The sequence below is a fragment of the Enterococcus mundtii genome, assembly GCF_013394305.1.
GTDB classification, from domain to species: Bacteria; Bacillota; Bacilli; order Lactobacillales; family Enterococcaceae; genus Enterococcus_B; species Enterococcus_B pernyi.
This window is the reverse complement of the sequence record NZ_AP019813.1, coordinates 37859-56621: the sequence shown is the minus strand read 5'-3', so window position 1 is coordinate 56621 and position 18763 is coordinate 37859. Positions and strand designations below refer to the sequence as shown.

Here is an 18763-nt window from a genome sequence, read left to right as displayed (position 1 = left end):
GAAAGATGTATCTTTCTATATAATATATATTCTCTCTCTCCGTTTATTAAAAAAAGGCCCCTTATTTGTTGACGCATGACTAATAAATTGGTATAGTCCGATTGTAAGGGGGGGGGCTCTCCCCTATTTGTAAAGAAAGGTTGATTTTAATGAAATATAAAGATGCTTATAAAAAAATTGATGAATTATTAGTTCAAATGCCAGATTATATGAAAGATTTTGTTCAGGCTCGTGAAGATCAAGATCAGTCCCCCACACTACTCTGGAATATATGAAAAATTATAAGTTATTTTTTCAATGGTTAATTGGAGAATCTATTATTTCGGATACTTCTATTCAGTCGTTAAAAAAAATAACTCCTTATGAATTAAATTTATATAAATCTCATCTGAAAAGACGTTCAAAAGAAAATGTAAAGAAAGAAACTACTAAATATCATTTGCAAGATAGCAATAATTTAGGGTTATCTGTTGCAACAATCAATCGCAATATAACTGCGTTAAAGGTATTGTTCAAGTATCTCTCCTCTAGCTCAAATAATCCAAATGGCGTACCGTATCTAGAGACTAATCCTATGGAACAGGTTGCGACGATAGCCGATAGAACGACACTTGCTGCTCGAGCAAATGCAATCGAGAAAAAATTATTTTTAGACGAAGATACTCAAAACTATTTAGACTACATTGAGTTTGAATACAAAAATTCTTTGAGTGCTAAGGCTCTCTCCTATTATTTGAGGGATGTTGAACGAGATCTTGCTATTAATGCCTTAATCTTAGGATCTGGATTACGATTATCTGAAGTAGTGAATATTAATATTGATGATCTGTCTTTAGATAAAAATAAAGTGATAGTGACAAGAAAAGGCAATAAAAGAGATGCTGTAAATATTGCGGCTTTTGCTATGGGGTATTTAGCAAACTATCTAGAAATTCGTAGCAGCCGTTATAAGGCTACTGACAGTGAGAAAGTCATGTTCTTGACTATTTATAAAGGTGATTCCAAAAGAATGACAGGCATAGCAATTGAGCGCATGGTAGCGAAATATTCAAAGGGATTCAAAGTACAAGTTAGTCCTCATAAGCTACGCCATACGTTAGCCACAAGGTTATATAAACAAACTAATTCACTAGTTCTTACAGCTCAGCAATTAGGGCATACTAATACTACTACCACGACTTTGTATACGCATATTGATAATGCTGCCACAATTGATGCGTTGAATGCTTTATAAGTAATCGAATTAACTATCAAAATAGTATTGAAGCGGATATTCAAATAAAAGTATTTATAGTAGTAATATAATAGTAATTTATTATGTTACTACTATATTACTATTAAGTTATTTTATGTAAAATTGCTTAGGAAGAATATATTATATACTACTATTATTATCCGTGTGAGAAGTTACTACCCGAACTAATAATTTATAGTAGTATATAATATAGACAACTTACTATCGTCTATTGATTCAATCTAAAATTATCTATAGGTTACAATAGTTGTTTGTGTTAGCTTTGAACCTCTCATGACTAAAGTCACGAGATTCTTGGGAATAGAGCATACTTGCAAGCGTATTTCTTTACTCACAGCGGTTTCTCTTATTTACCAAGCTATCCCCGTAGTTCCTACGGTTTTTAATGATTGGATTTAAGCTAATCCCATGGAATGTAATCTTAGACCTTCGGTCAGAATATTGATACTAGCATTGATATCTCGGTCATGACGAGCATGACAAACAGGACAAGTCCATTCTCGAATTTCTAGAGATTTCTTGCCGTCTTTGTGTCCACAATTTGAACAGATTTGACTAGATGGAAACCATTTATCTACTTTGATGATTTTCCGACCGTACCAGTCAGCTTTGTATTGTAACTTAGTCACAAAACTACACCATGAAACATCCGAAATACTTTTTGCTAGTTTATGATTACGCAACATACCTTTTGTATTTAAGTTTTCGATACAGATAATATCGTGGTTTTTGATAATCTCTGTGCTCAACTTATTTAAAAAGTCATTGCGTTGATTCATTACTTTTTCATGTAGTCGTGCTACTTTTCGTTTTTGTTTTTGGTAGTTCTTGGCTTCAAAGAGATTGATACCTTTCTTTTTAACTAATAATTGCACGTCTTGATAACTTACGTTGTTCACGTTTGAGTTTTTTTGCCATTTTTGACGTAAATTTATTGTTATCAATCTTTTCACCATCAGAAAGGATTGCAAAATCAGTTATACCAAGATCAATTCTAATAGCGAAATTAGATTTAGGAAACTCAAATATTTCTTCTTCACACAGGATAGAAACAAAAAATTTACCACTCGAATTTTTTCGAATCGTAGCATTTAATATTCGCCCTTTGGGCTCTTGACTTTTCGCAAATTTAACAAGTCCTAACTTAGGTAGTTTTACGAAATTATTTCTAATTACGATACTATTATTCGTATTTTTAGTTGTATAACTTTGTATAGGATGTTTTTTACTTTTAAATTGTGGTCGTTTATTTTGTTTTTTAAAGAAGCAAGAAAAAGCATCATAAAGATTTTTCAATGAGGATTAAATCGCAATGCTGTCAACTTCTTTTAACCAAATTGTCTCTGCATTTCTTTTCATTTGTGGAAGCATGGCAGAACAAGAATTATAAGATAATCCTTTTCCAATAGTCGTATATTCATGATTCCACAAATTCAAAAAATAATTATAGACAAATCTTGAACAGCCAATAGTTTTAGTCATTAATATTTCTTGTTCTTGATTAGGATAGATTCTAAATTTATAAGCCCTATGTTGTAGCATACGGATTCACCTCTTTTCTTTTTCTGATTTTGTATATATTTTCTAATTTGTTCTTCTGTATTTTCGCTAACAGTAGCTACAAAGTAGCATGGATTCCAAAGATGTTCACCCCAAAGGAGTTGTTTAAGTTCAGGATGTTTTTTAAACAGCAGTCTAGCGGATACGCCTTTAAATGCTTTAACAATACTAGGAATATAGTGTTGTGGGGTGCATTCAATGAGTAAATGAATATGGTTTTTATCTGATTCTATTTCCATAATTTTTATATTATTATCATCAGCAATTTGTTTCAAAAACTGTTTGACATCAATATCTACCTGACCATACAAAACATCATGTCGATATTTTACACACCAAACAAGATGATATTGAATAGAATAGACATAACCACGTCCATAATGAATTTCTGACATACAAAAACACCTCGCAATTATTTTAATATATGTCTCTCTACAAAATCAATTATTGCAAGACATTTCTCTGTTATTTAGTTTATATTTGTCAGTTGTTTAACCTAGCTAAAGCTAGTTCATAAAAAGAAAGAGGTATACTGAGCATTTGGAACTGTATTATGTACTACTATTATTTTAAATAAAAAGATACTACCATAATTTATAAATTATGGTAGTATCTTTTTAGTGTTTATAATTCATTCCCCAGTTGTTACGTATAATTGTATTAGTTTCTGCCTCGATTTCATCAACTGTTCGAATCACAGTACCATCTATATCAGTTTCAGGAATAGTAGGTTTTTTCTTTCTGAACATTTCTACTTCTCTCATAACATTATTAAAAAGGTCTTGTTTATCTTCTTGAGTTAGATGTTGTTTGATGTATTCATCAAGAGCTTTTCTCAATAACTCGTCTCTAGTTAAGTTAGTTTCATATTTTTCAACCATGACTCTAGAGGTTGCGTTTAAAATAGGCGATAGTTTTAAAGGCATTTGTGCAGAAAAAGAACGATCGAATTTTCTTACTGGAGCCCCTACCCCTTTTACCTTCTTTGATGCATCGGATTTTTTCTTAGATTGAATAGCTTTCTTTTCCGTACTTTTAGTAGGGGTTATCTGAGATTTTTGAATAGATTCCTTGGTATGATTGGTTTCTACTACTTCTATATTTTTCTCTGTATCTTTAGATTGAGTTTCAGATTTTATTTTTTTTTTATTTTTTTTAGTTGAGGTACCTGCTCTAATTTTATCTAGCCCCTTATTATTTTTGAAAATACCTAGATCTTTTATATCAGCCATTTAAGTGACCTCCTACTCATACCAGGCTTCATGTTCAAGCAACTCGTCATATATATTGATAAACAGATGATGACAGCGTCTATCCCACTGTTTTAGTTTTCCTGCTTTAGTTAATTCCATCGTAATTCCAGATCCGTCATATCGCTTTAAGCGTGCATTCTTTAATACAACATTCTTCAACAAATGATCGCCATATATTTGTTGTGCTTGTGCATACATTTCTTGATCGACAGCGTCTCCACTCTCTAACATAAAAGGAATCACCCCTGCAACTTTTAGAGACGTATCAAACCCGTCAACGAAGAAATCCATATATTCTAAATACTGCATGGCATTTCTCATCGATTTAACCTGAGTCTGAAGAACAACAATCGCAAAATCAGCTATATACATCGCAGACTTACTATAAATAGAAATTGATGGTGGTACGTCCAGGTATACAACGTCAAACTCATCAAGTAACGGTCCTAATCTTTTTTGCATATAAACAAGCTTATCAGCGGAATCCGAGAACTGATCTTTGATCCAATCGTCGTAAAGTTCAAAACTCATATCTGCGGGTAAGATATATAAATTATCTACTACCTTATATACAGCATCTTTAGGATTAACTCGAGTATCATTATCTACTATCTTATTCCAGTCGACTTCCCCATCCAATTCAAGACTTAAATCGATAGGTTTTTTTCCAATTAGTACATCGGTTATTGTATTTTCGTAATCAAGAGGCTCTCCGTCTCCCCCACCCTCTTCTTCAGAAAAGTTCATATGGGTTAAACTCATTACGTCAGAAGTATTTCCTTGCATATCTAGATCGACGATTAAAGTTTTTTGATTTTTTGCAACAGCTGCTTCGAACCCTAACATTTGCGCACATGTACTCTTCCCTACTCCACCTTTGAAATTACCTATGACGAATTTCTTTGACAAGATATATCACTCCTTGCATTATCTACTACCTTTTTAATAATATTAACATACTACCATAAATAGTGCTACAAAAAATTTAATTAACTACTACCTACGAAGATGCCGATATAATGATATTTTTAAAAATATAAATATGTACTACTTTAAATTCTATAATTATTTACTACCATACTTCGATGAGCATAAAAATATTTTTTGAGAGTACTGCTTTTACTTAAGCTATTATGTACATAAGTCATTTAGATCGAAACGAATGTAAACTTTTTTTGAAACACATAGGTGGGTAGTAATTAAAGAAGGTATAAAGGCTAATATGGTAGTAAGTAATTTGTAGTTTAGGTAGTATTTAATACAAAATACAAAAAATTAAGGTAGTATGTAACAAATGCATAGGGTAGTACATATATAGTATTAAGGTAGTGAATAATAGATTATAAAGGTAGTAAGTAATATAAATATTTTAGGTAGTATATAATGAGAGAATCATAATATTTAAAGTAGTATTTAATCGCAATAAGGTAGTAGATAATTTATAAACTGAAATTCTAGTAATTAAACTTGTTTTTTTAAAAAAAGTATATCATGTACTACTATAAACATCTATTTGTCTACTACCTTAAATATATTAATAATAAAGGTAGTAGACAAATATTAATAAAAGTAGTACATAATATTAAAATTAAGATTAATAGGTAGTAGATAATGTTTAATTAAAGTAGTATATAATTATAAGTATTTAAATTTAAGGTAGTATATAATTCTTGATAAAGGTAGTATATAATAATAGTTTATCACTACTTAAGGTAGTATGTAATATATTTTAGTAGATTTAGTACTTGAACTAAAAGTGGTTATCAGATATTCTTACTTATGAAACCTAAAGCAGAAAAAAGGGAAGGGAGAATAAGTGAGTTGGACCTTACTTATTCTTCTGAATCACATACAGCAACTATGTGTTCACGCTCGTCTCATGATTGTGTAAGTAGCTAGTTATCACCTAGATGCTTTTAAATAATCTATTTGAACTGATAATCCTAACAAATTATTCCATCATTTTTAGCAATATATATAAGCTTATTGTGGCATGTAGTTTAAAGAAAACATGATTTTCTAAGTCATTGAGGGAACACAAAAAAAGATTTTTGTATAAGAAGAATAATGAGTTTAAGCAGGTATATATTTAGTGTTCTAGAAAGATCCTTTTTTTAAAATTAAAATATGTTCCAATAGTTATGTTCTATTAACGGAAAATCATATCCCTCATCTAGAACCCACTTATTCAGGTTACGAAAAGGTTGATATTTAGGCATTCTTTCTTATAGCAACTGTTTTTCCATTAAACTTGTTATTTACAGATTTAAGATTTATGAGGTACGATATATTAGAAAATTACATAAAAAAAGAGACGGAAATAAAAGATTCTACCAAAATCTATTATTTCTGAATCACATGACCATACTTCATGTGTTCACGCTCGTCTCAAGAATATGTAAGTAGCTACCAACTACTTATATTAAAAAGGACTCGGAAATCAATTCCGATTGCCTCTATTCTAACAAAAAAAGGCGAGCAACTCAACATAAAAACGTTTATTTGATGTGCTTTTTAAGAGTATATTAATCAACATTAATGAGAGAACACATAGTATATCTGTTTCGGCAGATATTCGATGTGTTCTCTTTTAATTTGTGGGAAGGACGTAAAGTTGATGTTGATTAATTTATATACAACGCTTTTGAAAAGTGGTATTCGAACATATAAATATCGAAATAGTACCATTAAGCCTATTCAGTATGAAAATACTAGTAGGAATGGTGCTATCTTTGCGTACCGTACGAAACAGTTGATGAATGCTGGACGTGGAATGGTGATCACATCTGAAGAAGCGATTCTTGAAAACGAAAGCAAGCTTACACATTGGACTCCTAATGTGTATCGATATGGAACGTATGCTGACGAGAATCGATCAGTCGTTAAAGGACATTCTGAAAACAATTTAAGCCAAATCAATACCTTTGTTGTCGATATCGATACAAAAGTTAATCACGAAGGGGAGATCGTCCTTGCTTGTTTAGATCAAATTGGTTATATGCCAACATTGATTTTAGAATCTGATCATGGTTACCAAGTGTATTTTTCATTGAGTAGCCCAGCTTACGTAACGAAAAAGAGCAACTTCAAGGTAGTTGAAGTTGCAAAACGTATTTCTACAACGATTCGTAAACAATTAGCAAAGCAATTACCTGGAATCGATGTGGGCTGTAATCACTTTGGAATTGCCCGTTTTCCAAACAAAAAAAATATAGTTTTTTACGAGGAAGCTTATCAATACGCATTTTCTGAATGGTTGAATTGGTCAATGAAAACAGCTTCTAGTCAAAAAACTGAATCGGAACGAGAAGCTAAAATTGTTGTTTTCCCTGAGAAAAAAGAGTATCGACAAGTGGATGAACCCTGGTTCGATCTATTATTACGTAAAGCAGATATTATCGGTGGAGAGGGCCGTTTAGGTCGAAACAATGTGATTTTCACATTGGCTCTTGCTTATTTCTCTTCGGGATATGCGCTTGAAACATGTGAATACAACATGTTCGAGTTTAATGAGCGACTAAATGAACCTTTGACTGAAGGGGAAGTAAGAAAAATCGTTATGAGCTCTTATTCTGGAATTTACCAGGCAGCACAACGTGATTTTGTTTTAGAGCTGTGCCAGCAATGGATCTCTGCAGGACTGCAAGAGAAAGATTTGTTTATTCAACGTCGTGGTTGGTGGAAATTTAAAAAGCCAAGAGAACAAAGAAAATATAGTCATAAAAAAGAATGGAAAGAAGATCTATTGGCTTATCTAAGCGAAAAAAGTCATGCTAGTGAGCCTTATTTAAATATGTCTAAAAAAGAGTTGGCTTCAGAACTCACGATGCCCAAGCGCACACTTGATAAGATCTTAACCGAGTTAAGGGAGGAGAATAAGGTTTTCTACAAGGTAACACGAGGAAGAAATGGCGGAATGATCATTGCTTCAGTCAAAATGTTGTTCCTGAAGGTCATTCAATTAAGAAAAGCAAACAGATTAGCTTATTCAACAAGGATCACAGAGGTATTTGAATTAAACGGGAGCTTGGTAGAAGAGACATTTAAACAAGTATCAGCTACCTTCCCCCCCTTAAAGAAGTGAATCTTTTTGAATTAGACACAGGGTAAAAAATAAAAGGTGCAAATTGCCTTTTACAATATATCTTTGATACTGTTCTTTTTCTGCTTGGAGGTTTCTAGTTGTCCGTTACTTGCTTTGTTCTAAGAAGAGGGCTATTATTATTGCATACGCAATAATAGATCTTAACGGAGGACTTACTGACTATGAGTGTCAATACTTATGTTTATCCTTATCCTATCAATGTTTTTATTATCGGTGTCTTAGGGATGACTGTAGAACAATTTTGTGAGATTCATGATTATAGACAGTCTACTGTGGCAAGTTGGGTGACCCGAAATCGTTCTGTAGCAACGTTACCTTGCGATTTTTTGTACTGTTTAAGTTTATCATCAGGGCAGTCTATGGGGAGTGTTTATGATGAACTATTAGCCTTGGAGGATAAGTTTTTAAAAGGATTAAATCCAAAAAAGAAAAAGGAAAATATCGATTAATTTTTGATTGATTTTGTAGAAAAAGGAGGAAAATCTCTTTTCTCTTTTTTCTTTTCTTGCTATGTATCATTTATAAATTAGGTTAATAACTTGTATAGTTACTTTTATATTTCTTAAAAATACAAAAATGATCCAAGTATGTGGAGGTATCAAATGTCAGAGTTTATTATAAGCTAAAAGAAATATATTGGGAAAAATACTTCAAACTCACAAATGATTCAAAAATTGCATATATGCTTCTCAAAAATCGTTTTGATTATTCTGTAAAAAATAATTGGGTGGATGAAGAGGATAATATCTATTTTATTTTTACAGTATCTGAGCTTATGAGGTTTTTAAGATGTCGTGAAGGAAAAGTTTCTAAAATAAAAAGAGAATTGGAAGAAGTCGGTCTTCTAAAGCAGAAAAAAGGTAGAATTCATGAAGAGAATGGACATATAAAAAGTACTCCTAATCTCTTGTATTTAGGAAAACCGCAAGTAACAACTGAAGACGTATTTCAAATTGTTGAAGAGGAACAAAATCAAGCCACCGTATTTGCGGAAATCGCAGACAATCTATTCTATTCTTCTAATAATTCTTTAGACACTAATAGACACAATATAGCCACAGAAAAAGACCAGCTACAAGATCAATTATTGCTAGATAACTTTGAATCAATCATGAAAGACAATAGTATTGCTACATTCGTTCCTGAAAAAGTATTGCATTTAATAAAAATATTTTCTTCAAATTTTGTTGAAGCTCAAAAAACAGTTAAAGCAATTCACAATGCAAAAGCCAAAGCAGAAAAGGAAACTAGTACGGTAGTTATTTTTGAAGATATAGGGAATTACGGAATCGACGCAGCTAATGAATTATATAAAACAATCCTAAAAGCATATCAAAAGCAAAAAACAGAAAAAGTTGATAATATTCACAACCTTATTTTTGTCTATGTTAAGAACTGGTTTATTGAATATCCGATCGCAACTAAAAAGATTTAAGCAATCAGTTGGGACTTAAAGCGAGTGAGAAAGAAAAAGATACGATTAAAGATTTAACGCAGACACAAAAATCAGAATTGATTCGATCAATGGAAGTAGCTGTCGAAGAAAAAAACAAATCAGTTTCCGTTAAAGAGACAGAACTTGAAGTGGGATAAAGGAGTAAAAAAGAATGCCAACATTGTTTCCTGACAATTATGAGAAGCGAATACAGCAAAAAGAAAAAAGTTGGCCAGAAATTTAAAACTCAAGAATGAATTGTCAGCTTTAGACATTGCTTTACATGCTCATGACATTTTCGCTTATCTAACGGGACACGGAGTAGAAAAACGGAATAGTGCATTTGTTTTATTATTTCAATATGCGGCAGAGGCGTTAGGCGTACCATATGAAATAATTGATGAGGCGTTTTTTACACAAACGTCTCTTTCAGAAGAAGAGTTATTCGCTGTTTCTTATTTATTCAATCTAAAAGCAAAAATTATTGACAAACAAGATTTACCAATCGTTCCGATAACCATTGATTTTTATTCGATGTGCCTTGCCCTGTTTGAAGAACTACCCGCTTCATTTTGGAAGGAATACGTAAAGGCAGAAGCATTACTGCCTGAAACAAAATTGGATGCTTATGATCTTGAAAAGCTCTTGCAAGCTTTTGTCCAACAAGTATGGTTGAAGACAAAAGATAGCATAGGAAAAGCTGAAGGGAATGAAATTGAGAAAGCACGTCAGATGTTTTTGGCATACTTTTATCGAAATGATCAAAAGTATTATCGAAAAGAAACGCAGGATATGTTGCTCGGACTGTTAGAAAATAAATTAGCTGAACAAGTGGAAGAAGATTTTATTATTGATGCTCATTTACAAAAGTTGTTAGATGAAGGAGATTCAAATAGTATCTGTGCCTATGTTATCGATCACTTAAGTGACTGGTTAGATGAAAAAAACTATCAACGCTTTTTTAAAAGTATACCTAAGACAAAAAACTTATCGTTAATGAATCAGTTGTTGCTGCTTTATCAACGTGCAGAAGCAGTTGAATCAAAAGAAGTCCATGATTGGATTCGAGAAAATAGGACGTTGAAGAATAATGCGGAACCTGTCTTTCTATTTGGAGGAAACCAACAAAAAGTGAATAGTGAAACTGGGGAGATCCTGAAAGAAAAACAAACGCTGCTTACACAAATCACTCATGCCCCAATCGTTCCATATTTTGAAAAAACGGAAACGCAAGGAAAAGAAGAAACTAAAAAAATAGAAACGAGTCCGAAAGAAGTTTTCGCTATCTTAGAAAAGATTGCGAATCGTACAATTGTTTTTGAAGAAAGAGAAGAATCAGTCCTTGAAGATCATACCATTCGAATAAAAGCGAATCAGGGAGAAGAACAAACACTTGCTGATTTGATTGTTTGCCTTTTAGAAAAAGAGAAACAATCGTCAGAAGAGATTATTCGATTTGAAAATGAAAGTATCGCCTCTATTGTGATGACTGTTTTTTGTTTTAAACCTTTGCCTCTTAATTTGAGTTTGTTAACTCAGTTACGATCGATGAATAACGGAAAAGTGAAATTGCAACAATTATTTACTGACTTGATTGTTCGAAGCGATAATTTTTTACAAAAGATTGCTGCGCATATGTATGAAAAGGAAACAGAGCTGGTTCGACCAACATTGGAAGAAGAAATCAGACGTGCGCGAGAGCTCCAAAGTCGAGCAATGGAAAATGTCGCAACAGACAAGGCGAATAAAAAAGAAGAACGATCTGAGGAAGAGTATAATTTAGCGGATACTTTAGAAAAATTAAAAGGTAATTCAGAAAGTAGCGAAGATGATAAAACTGATTAAAAAGCGACCTTTGTGTCAGTATTATCTTTGGAAAGTTTGTCAGCGATTTGAACGAGACGAATCTCAAGAACTTATTCTGCCACCAGTGAAAGCAGTGATTGGTCAGCTACAATCAGAAAGACGAAACTTAGAAAAAGTGGAGAAAGAATCAATCGCTCTTCACATTTCTAGCCTTGCTTTGTTAGAGGAAATACTAAAAAACGAATCTGAACAATCATTCAGAAAGCTCATTTCAGATCTCGAAGAATTCGGAAAAGGTCATTGATGTAATGAAAGAAAATGGGGTTTGGGGCATGCCCCAAGTTTAAAACCAAAAAAGAGGAAACTCGTAAATCCTAGATTTTCGTGATTCCCTTATTTTTTGGTTTTTCGTGAGGTGGGACCACCTCGCTATGCTTGCCACTGTCGAAACTCCGCCCAGGAGGGGCGGAAGATTTTGGTTCGGGAGTGGGCAAGGCATAGCCTTGCGAAGCATTAAGTGATTATCGTAGGAGAGATTCAAATGGATAAAAAAAACTTGTTCCGTAATGAAATAGTAAAAGTATATGTTACTGAAGAAGAAAAGCAGCGAATTAAGAAAAATATGAACTTAGCGAGAATAGGAACAATGACTAATTATATTCGTCTAATGGCCCTTAACGGATGGGTAATCAATATAGATTTTACAGATTTGAAGGAAGCTTTAGGTGAAACGGGGCAATATGTTTCTGAGTTGAATATGATTGGCAATAATATCAACCAGATTGCCCATAAATTAAATCAGACCGATCTGGTAGAAAAAGAAGATATCCAATATCTCGTTTCAGAGTTCGCGAAAATGCAAAATAACTATGTACGTTCACAAGACATTTTGCTACAAGAAATTCAGAAGCTAACGAGGAGGGAGTGAAGTGCCAACGACTAAAACGCTCACGATTAAGCAAGAAAGATATCTAAAAGAAGCGATAAGATACATTCTAGATCCAGAAAAAACAAAAAACCAAACTTTAACGAGTGGTCATAAAGTTAACGCCGTGAACAATGCTTTTTTTGAAATGAACTTAACAAGAACATTGGCTCAAAGAGTCCGTGGAAAAATGAATAAAAAAAAGACTGAGGAAGTAATTGCAAGACATATTGTTCAATCGTTCGATCCTGAAGACAATCTCACACCTGAAGAAGTTCATGAAATTGGGAGACAAACTGCGCTCGAGTTCTTAGGTGAAAATTATGAATTTGTCATTGCGACCCATGTAGATAAAGAACATTTGCATAACCATATTATTTTTAATACAACCTCAAGTGTCGATTTAACGAAGTTCCGCTGGCAACGAGGAACAGCGGCTCATTTAAGAAATTACTCCGATAAGGTAGCGGACTATCACGGCGCAATGATCCTCGATACGCCTAAAAGAAACTCACATAAAAAGTATCAAGAATATCGAAGAAAGAATGCGTATCGAGTTGAATTAAAAGAACGGTTAAATTTTTTGCTTACCCATAGTACAAGCTGGGATGATTTTTTAGTGAAGGCAAGGCTTCTAAATATTGATGTTGATCCTAATCATAATTCAGAAGAATATGGGAAAGTGATCAACTACAAATTATTGGATCTGCCACAACAACGTCCAGCTCGTGATTATACGATAAATAAAAAACAACGAATCTACAATGAAGAAAATATTATCGAGCGGGTAAGTAAAAATAAACCGGAAGCGGTTTTCAATGCAAGGGATATTGCAAAAAAATATGTCGAACAAAAAGCAGAAAAAGAATCTTTCCCCGATCTAACCTTTGTCATTGAACCCTGGCAAATACAAAGAGACACGATGACAGGGATCTATGTGGAGATTGCCTATGGCCGGTATGAAACAGGTGTGGTCAAAGTTCCTGATTACATGTTAGAGAAATTGGAAGACGGACGTTACGAGGCGCATTTTAATTATAAAGATATTTTTTATTTTTGGAGTGATGAAAAAGGACAAAAAAATAAATTTGTAAAGGGAGCCTCTTTAGCAAATTATCTTTCTGGAGAAAGCGGACTGTTTCCAAAACGAAAAAATTCTGCTATTCAAAATGTCCGAGAAATGGTTACAGCTTTAAATATTTTGTCAACTAGTCAAGTAAGCAGCGATCAACTACCACATGTTTTAGGGAAGGACTTTTATGATAATTATGAAATTGTGCAAGCAGCAAGAGCAACTTTGGACGACAAGTTATTTCGAGCGAATGAAAAACTAAAGTATGATCCCTCCAATCTTGAACAAATAGAAAAAGTAAAATCCTTACATGGAGAGAAAAAAGAACTGGAAAAACAAGTAAAGTTGCTTGAGAAACAATTAAAAACTTACGATGCCGCCTTGGGTATTTTGACAGAAAAGGCAGTATACGATTCGGTTGATCTTGATAAATAGACACGAAAAAACTTTACTGTCAACCGATTGAAGAGCGCAATGTGGCCCAAGATCTTTCTACTTTTCGAGTGAAATCTGAACTTCGATCAACGGAAAAAGACAATGAGCCAGAGCTGTGAAGAAAAAATCATGGTACAACTGATAATAAAAATAATGATGACATAAAAGCATTGCCTACTCATTTTTGAGAGGTAATGCTTTTTGTATTATGGAGGGACGAATGGAACTTTTTGATGTGGCCAAATATCAATTGCCCAGGGATGTGGATATAGAATGGGAAACCACCAAAGAAAAATTCAGTATATTTCTATCAGAGTATAAAAATTTACGAGAAAAAGTTGGGATTCCAGCTACTCCGAGGATTCAAGAAACATATTCGATGATACACAGAGAAAATGTTTCACCAGAAGTAATTAATGATCCAATGTATAAAGAGTTTGAGTATTTACACAGACTATTTATAAAAGGGTATCTCTCAATCAATCACCCTTATAAGCCTGAAATTACTGACCGAAGAAGGAAAATATTTTTACTTCGATATTTTTATGGCTTATCAATATCATTAGTCAGCGAGCGAGTTCATTATCAGAAGAATATTATTTTGATTGACTCAAAAAAATCGCTCATTCAGTTTACATCTGCAATCCAATTACTGGATCAAAAGCGAGGGTAGTCCTAAAGCAGAAACAAAAATCTAAACATTTCTGAGACTTTTGAATGCCCTTCTTTCACCCGCTCTTTTATTATTCTTATCTTACAAGCTTGAATACAAGAACACAGCTGTGGGAAAGAATATTGAATGAAACAATCGAAACAACTAACTTTTATTGATTTATTTGCGGGTGTAGGCGGTTTTCGGATGGGAATGGAAAAAGCAGGACATAAATGTGTCGGCTTTTGTGAAATTGATAAATATGCTAGACAGAGTTATAAAGCGATCTTTAATACTGAAAATGAGGTGGAAATGCATGATATTACGAGGATCTCAGACGACACTATTCGAGGATTCGGACGTGTGGACATTATCACAGGAGGATTTCCTTGCCAGGCTTTCAGTTCTGCAGGAAAAAGACGAGGTTTCGCAGATACTAGAGGAACTCTCTTTTTTGAGATTGCACGCTTCGCACATATTTTGCGACCTAGCATTTTATTCCTTGAAAATGTCAAAGGATTGCTCAACCACAATGGCGGAGCTACGTTTGAAACAATACTCAGAACACTGGATGAACTGGGGTATGACGTGGCATGGCAAGTGCTTAACAGCAAGGATTTTGTCCCGCAAAACCGAGAACGTGTCTTTATTGTCGGACATTTTAGAGAGTCAGGTGCCAGAAAGTTTTTACCTCTCACAGGAGAAGAAAAATCAGTTGATCAAAAATCAGCAAAAATCAATATAGCTGGGACGACAAATAAACGCAATAACTTAAATACAAATTTTCGAGAACGAACCTATTATACTAACGGATTAATGGGAACTTTAACGGCTACTGATTATAAAATGCCAAAACAAATTGTAGTCGGAAATGTAAATCCTAGTGGGGATGGTATGAATGGTCAGGTTAGTAGTATAGAGGGGATCGCTCCAACTCTTACGACAAACAAAGGAGAAGGAAATAAGATAGCGATTCCTATAATATCTCCAGATAAAGATGAAGTTCGACAGAATGGTCGAAGAATAAAAAATAATGGAGAAGAAATGTTCACACTTACCGCACAAGATCGCCACGGAATCATAGTAGAAGGAAAGATTGATGGACGTTATCGATCAGCGGTCAGTGTCTATTCTCCTGAAGGGATTTGTCCAACGTTAAATACCATGCAAGGAGGTGGGCAACAGCCGAAAATTGTTGTGAATGAAATACGCAATAATGCGGATGAGGATCCAAATAATTTAGCACAGAGAGATTTTCAGGTTCGTAAATTAACACCTTTAGAGTGCTGGAGGCTTCAATCGTTTCCAGATTGGGCATTTCTAGCAGCCAAATTCGGCAGTAAACAAGTTGCACAAAGAATTTTGGTTGAACGTATGGATCATTATAACTCTCCCTTTGAGCAGAAGGTTTCTGACAGCCAACTATATAAACAAGCAGGAAATAGTGTGACAGTAGATGTGATCTACTTTATTGCGAAGCATTTCCACCTTTCATAGTCGTTTAAGCAGACTCAACAGGGAACAGCTACCCTGTATAGTAAACGTATCAAGACTTGACTAAACCATTAGATTCAGGCCTGAATCATAGAGGAGAAACCTATGATTCAAAAAGATACGATTTACTTTGAAGATTGCTTAGAAGGAATGAAAAAAATTCCGGATCGATCGATACGATCATTTGCGACTTGCCATATGGAACTACTGCTTGTTCCTGGGATACTATTTTGCCCTGGGAAGAATTGTGGTCACAATACTTGCGTGTAGTCAAAAAGAATAGTGCGATCGTTTTGTTTGGCGCAGAACCATTTTCTACACAGTTACGTATGAGTAACTTTAAACGATAATAAATCATAAATCGAGATATCAAACTCTTGACTTATACACCTTAAATGAGTATAATAGGTGTATAAAGAGGAGGGGTTAGATGTCAACAAAAGAAAGATTGAACGTTAATTTGGATTCTGAATTGAAGAAGAATACAGCAGAAACATTAGAAGCTTTAGGACTTGATTTTACAACCGCCATTAATATCTATTTCAAACAAATAGTTAGTAAGCAAAAAATTCCTTTTGAAATCTCTGCTCCAAAATATTTCTCTGCCGAAGAGGTTATGGGAAAGAATTGGAGAGAAGACTTAGATAGCATTGAGGACGAGTGGGAATGAGTTACAAAATAAAATACACTTCTGCTTCAAAAAAAGATTATGAAAAACTAGACAATAGTCAAAAATTGCAAATAAGGAAGTCTTTAAAAAAAATTGAGGAATTTGGATTAGACACTGGGCAACCTCTTAGAGGAAAACTGGCAGATTGTAAAAAAATGAAACATAAAAAATTAGGTTTGCGAGTGATATTCAAACAGTCTGACTTAGGAATTGAAATAATTGAAATTGTAGTGATCGGCAAACGGAACGAAAAAGAAGTCTACAGGGAAGCAGAAAAAAGATTAGGTAGATAGAAATAAACTATCATTAATTTACAAAGGGGGTCAGAAACGTTTAAGTTTTTGATCCTTTTTTACTTATTTTATAGTTCTTTCAGCTATTTACTTAATTAGGCTTAGTAAGAAATTTACCTAAAGTCCAACAGAGTATACCCTGTTGGACTTTCTATTTCGCTTTTAAACACTTAAATTAGAAAATGACATCGAAGTTGAGCAAGAAAAATAAAAGATAAGGATCAAAAAACTTAAATATTTTTGATCCTTACCTTTTATTTTTTTTTGAGCACTAATTATTTTCTCCCATTCATTCTGATGAATCCATGATTTCATTTGTTTTTTTTGTTGTTTTCTAGATATGCATGACGAGGTGAAAATTGTGATTTTTAATCTTGTATAAATTATTATAAGATAATGAGTATAAGGAAGGCTGAAGGTTAAGCCTTGTTTATTCACTAAAACGTATTAGAAACCATCGTTTTTTAGAATAACGAATACTTATGTATGCTAAGTCATCGAAACACCAATTTAACAACATTACTTTAGACATCTGACAAGTTCAGATGTCTATTTTGCTGTACACCCAAAAACGATAGTTTTTGAGATAGATGTTAAAGGAGGAGGGAAGATGCGAAAAACTATTGGTCTTATGATTGGTCTAATGTCCCTAATAATAGCGATACAATTTCCCCTGCAGGTGTATGGTACACAGGTCCAATCCGTCGAGTCAGAAGGATCTATTGGGTTTACAGGAACTTATGAACCAATCGGTCCACCAGATCCACCTCCCAGCACCAGCCCACAAAAGCCAGGAGGAACTTTGCCAAAAACCAATATGACCGGTAGCTCACTTGGGCTATGGATTGGAAGTTTCTTAGTGGCAGGTGTTTTATTAGTCGTAGGGAATAAAAAAAGAAAAGCAACACAAGAAAATTAATTAAAAGAAAGCAGGAATTTAAGTATGAAATTTATTCGTTTAGCAACTGTAGCCGCATTATCAACCACGATTTTCGCAGGAGGTGTACAGGCTTTCGCTGAAGAGGAAAACCCAGAGTCAAAAGAAGTACGTAAAACAACAACGACCGGTCAGGTCACCTTCACTCCAAATATTGAAGACACAGTAGTAGAACCTGATCCTGAAGGTCCAGATGTGACGATCCCACCAATTCCTGGTACAGGACCACTAACGATTGCAACAGTTCCAACAATGAACTTTGGAACGAAAGTGATCTCAACTGCTGATGAACATTACAACATGATTGCGGAAATGCAACAGAAAGCCGGGACAACAGGCGAGGAAAATATGATTCCTTATGTCAGTATGGCACAAGTTCAAGACACCCGTGGTACCAATGAAGGATGGGAACTGAGCGTGAGTTTAAGTGAATTTCAAGCAAAAACAGATACCCTAAATAGTGTGTTAAAAGGCGCCAAAATCACGTTATTCGATCCTTCCCTTCGTTACAGTGTCGATGATGCAAATCAGGAACCGACGATTCACGCAAGTGGTTTAGAGTTGATTCCAAGTGAAGAGGCCGTGCCGGTCATGACGGCTGCTAACCAAAAGGGTGGCGGAACTTCTTCCGTTGTTTGGGGAGATCATGATGCGCTTGCAAAACAAGTGGAAGATGGGGTAGATGTCGTCGAAAATAAGGCGATCCAATTGTTTGTTCCTGGCTCGACTGCCAAAGATGCAGTAACGTATACCTCTACATTGACATGGGAATTAGAACTAACACCAGATAATGAGGAACCTGATGCGGTTTAAGAAGTAAACCATTCCTATTTCCATGTTCCATTAGTCACTGGCAGCGTTACAGAATTCT

The 18763-nt window shown here is 34.1% G+C and carries 16 protein-coding genes and 5 pseudogenes; 16 read left to right on the top strand and 5 right to left on the bottom strand.

From position 1 onward, the window contains the following. Positions 1 to 149 precede the first annotated feature (149 nt). Positions 150 to 1234 (top strand): annotated as a pseudogene (xerS, locus tag HZ311_RS15680) (tyrosine recombinase XerS). A 416-nt stretch (positions 1235 to 1650) separates the two neighbouring features. Here the strand turns inward: xerS and HZ311_RS15675 are convergent. The 5 genes and pseudogenes from HZ311_RS15675 to HZ311_RS15660 form a co-directional block, all read right to left on the bottom strand. Continuing rightward, positions 1651 to 2551, bottom strand: a pseudogene (locus HZ311_RS15675) (RNA-guided endonuclease TnpB family protein). Positions 2552 to 2685: 134 nt separating this feature from the next. After that, positions 2686 to 2797, bottom strand: a pseudogene (locus tag HZ311_RS16105) (helix-turn-helix domain-containing protein); the annotation flags it as partial. 14 nt (positions 2798 to 2811) lie between these two features. Further along, positions 2812 to 3210, bottom strand: a pseudogene (gene tnpA / locus HZ311_RS15670) (IS200/IS605 family transposase); the annotation flags it as partial. 222 nt (positions 3211 to 3432) lie between these two features. Next, positions 3433 to 4047: a hypothetical protein gene (locus HZ311_RS15665; protein ID WP_178946927.1), complete on the bottom strand. Its 615-nt coding sequence runs from the start codon at positions 4045 to 4047 to the stop codon at positions 3433 to 3435. A 12-nt stretch (positions 4048 to 4059) separates the two neighbouring features. Continuing rightward, positions 4060 to 4980: a ParA family protein gene (locus HZ311_RS15660; RefSeq protein WP_178946929.1), complete on the bottom strand. Its 921-nt coding sequence runs from the start codon at positions 4978 to 4980 to the stop codon at positions 4060 to 4062. 1705 nt (positions 4981 to 6685) lie between these two features. Here HZ311_RS15660 and HZ311_RS15655 point away from each other — a divergent pair. The 15 genes and pseudogenes from HZ311_RS15655 (at position 6686) to HZ311_RS15585 (ending at position 18705) form a co-directional block, all read left to right on the top strand. After that, positions 6686 to 8178, top strand: a pseudogene (locus tag HZ311_RS15655) (primase C-terminal domain-containing protein). Between the two features lie 156 nt (positions 8179 to 8334). Continuing rightward, entirely contained in the window at positions 8335 to 8622 is a 288-nt protein-coding gene (locus HZ311_RS15650; RefSeq protein ID WP_169059064.1) for a type III secretion system protein PrgN, read from the top strand. A 140-nt stretch (positions 8623 to 8762) separates the two neighbouring features. Next, a complete protein-coding gene (locus HZ311_RS15645) occupies positions 8763 to 9608 on the top strand; it encodes a replication initiator protein A (protein ID WP_178946925.1) in 846 nt (281 codons plus the stop codon). A gap of 8 nt (positions 9609 to 9616) precedes the next feature. Next, positions 9617 to 9766 (top strand): hypothetical protein, encoded by a 150-nt coding sequence (locus HZ311_RS15640; RefSeq protein ID WP_178946924.1) that lies wholly within the window; start codon positions 9617 to 9619, stop codon positions 9764 to 9766. 70 nt (positions 9767 to 9836) lie between these two features. Then, entirely contained in the window at positions 9837 to 11453 is a 1617-nt protein-coding gene (locus HZ311_RS15635) for a hypothetical protein (protein ID WP_232092517.1), read from the top strand. Next, positions 11437 to 11718 (top strand): hypothetical protein, encoded by a 282-nt coding sequence (locus tag HZ311_RS15630; RefSeq protein ID WP_023520661.1) that lies wholly within the window; start codon positions 11437 to 11439, stop codon positions 11716 to 11718. Before HZ311_RS15635 ends, HZ311_RS15630 begins: the two co-directional genes overlap by 17 nt. A 237-nt stretch (positions 11719 to 11955) precedes the next feature. Continuing rightward, positions 11956 to 12342: a plasmid mobilization protein gene (locus HZ311_RS15625; protein ID WP_086335715.1), complete on the top strand. Its 387-nt coding sequence runs from the start codon at positions 11956 to 11958 to the stop codon at positions 12340 to 12342. 1 nt (position 12343) lies between these two features. Further along, positions 12344 to 13846: a relaxase/mobilization nuclease domain-containing protein gene (locus HZ311_RS15620; RefSeq protein WP_178946923.1), complete on the top strand. Its 1503-nt coding sequence runs from the start codon at positions 12344 to 12346 to the stop codon at positions 13844 to 13846. A 220-nt stretch (positions 13847 to 14066) separates the two neighbouring features. Then, entirely contained in the window at positions 14067 to 14519 is a 453-nt protein-coding gene (locus HZ311_RS15615) for a transcriptional regulator (protein ID WP_178946922.1), read from the top strand. Between the two features lie 126 nt (positions 14520 to 14645). Beyond that, positions 14646 to 15995, top strand: coding sequence for a DNA cytosine methyltransferase (locus tag HZ311_RS15610; RefSeq protein WP_169059113.1), 1350 nt, complete (start codon positions 14646 to 14648; stop codon positions 15993 to 15995). Positions 15996 to 16129: 134 nt separating this feature from the next. Next, positions 16130 to 16342 (top strand): hypothetical protein, encoded by a 213-nt coding sequence (locus tag HZ311_RS15605; RefSeq protein ID WP_248299604.1) that lies wholly within the window; start codon positions 16130 to 16132, stop codon positions 16340 to 16342. Positions 16343 to 16422: 80 nt separating this feature from the next. Beyond that, positions 16423 to 16662, top strand: coding sequence for a type II toxin-antitoxin system RelB/DinJ family antitoxin (locus tag HZ311_RS15600; protein ID WP_074802062.1), 240 nt, complete (start codon positions 16423 to 16425; stop codon positions 16660 to 16662). Further along, entirely contained in the window at positions 16659 to 16955 is a 297-nt protein-coding gene (locus tag HZ311_RS15595; protein ID WP_074802064.1) for a type II toxin-antitoxin system RelE family toxin, read from the top strand. The genes HZ311_RS15600 and HZ311_RS15595 overlap by 4 nt, the downstream gene beginning before the upstream one ends. Before the next feature lie 610 nt (positions 16956 to 17565). After that, on the top strand, positions 17566 to 17874 hold the full coding sequence (locus HZ311_RS15590) for an LPXTG cell wall anchor domain-containing protein (protein WP_224434981.1): 309 nt from the start codon (positions 17566 to 17568) through the stop codon (positions 17872 to 17874). 24 nt (positions 17875 to 17898) lie between these two features. Then, positions 17899 to 18705: a WxL domain-containing protein gene (locus HZ311_RS15585; protein ID WP_178946921.1), complete on the top strand. Its 807-nt coding sequence runs from the start codon at positions 17899 to 17901 to the stop codon at positions 18703 to 18705. The last annotated feature ends 58 nt before the right edge of the window (positions 18706 to 18763 follow it).

Coding starts and splice junctions, on each gene's coding strand:
- HZ311_RS15585 (WP_178946921.1), top strand. CDS start 17,899: ATGAAATTTATTCGTTTAGCAACTGTAGCCGCATTATCAACCACGATT.
- HZ311_RS15615 (WP_178946922.1), top strand. CDS start 14,067: ATGGAACTTTTTGATGTGGCCAAATATCAATTGCCCAGGGATGTGGAT.
- HZ311_RS15590 (WP_224434981.1), top strand. CDS start 17,566: ATGCGAAAAACTATTGGTCTTATGATTGGTCTAATGTCCCTAATAATA.
- HZ311_RS15630 (WP_023520661.1), top strand. CDS start 11,437: ATGATAAAACTGATTAAAAAGCGACCTTTGTGTCAGTATTATCTTTGG.
- HZ311_RS15610 (WP_169059113.1), top strand. CDS start 14,646: ATGAAACAATCGAAACAACTAACTTTTATTGATTTATTTGCGGGTGTA.
- HZ311_RS15625 (WP_086335715.1), top strand. CDS start 11,956: ATGGATAAAAAAAACTTGTTCCGTAATGAAATAGTAAAAGTATATGTT.
- HZ311_RS15665 (WP_178946927.1), bottom strand. CDS start 4,047: ATGGCTGATATAAAAGATCTAGGTATTTTCAAAAATAATAAGGGGCTA.
- HZ311_RS15600 (WP_074802062.1), top strand. CDS start 16,423: ATGTCAACAAAAGAAAGATTGAACGTTAATTTGGATTCTGAATTGAAG.
- HZ311_RS15650 (WP_169059064.1), top strand. CDS start 8,335: ATGAGTGTCAATACTTATGTTTATCCTTATCCTATCAATGTTTTTATT.
- HZ311_RS15595 (WP_074802064.1), top strand. CDS start 16,659: ATGAGTTACAAAATAAAATACACTTCTGCTTCAAAAAAAGATTATGAA.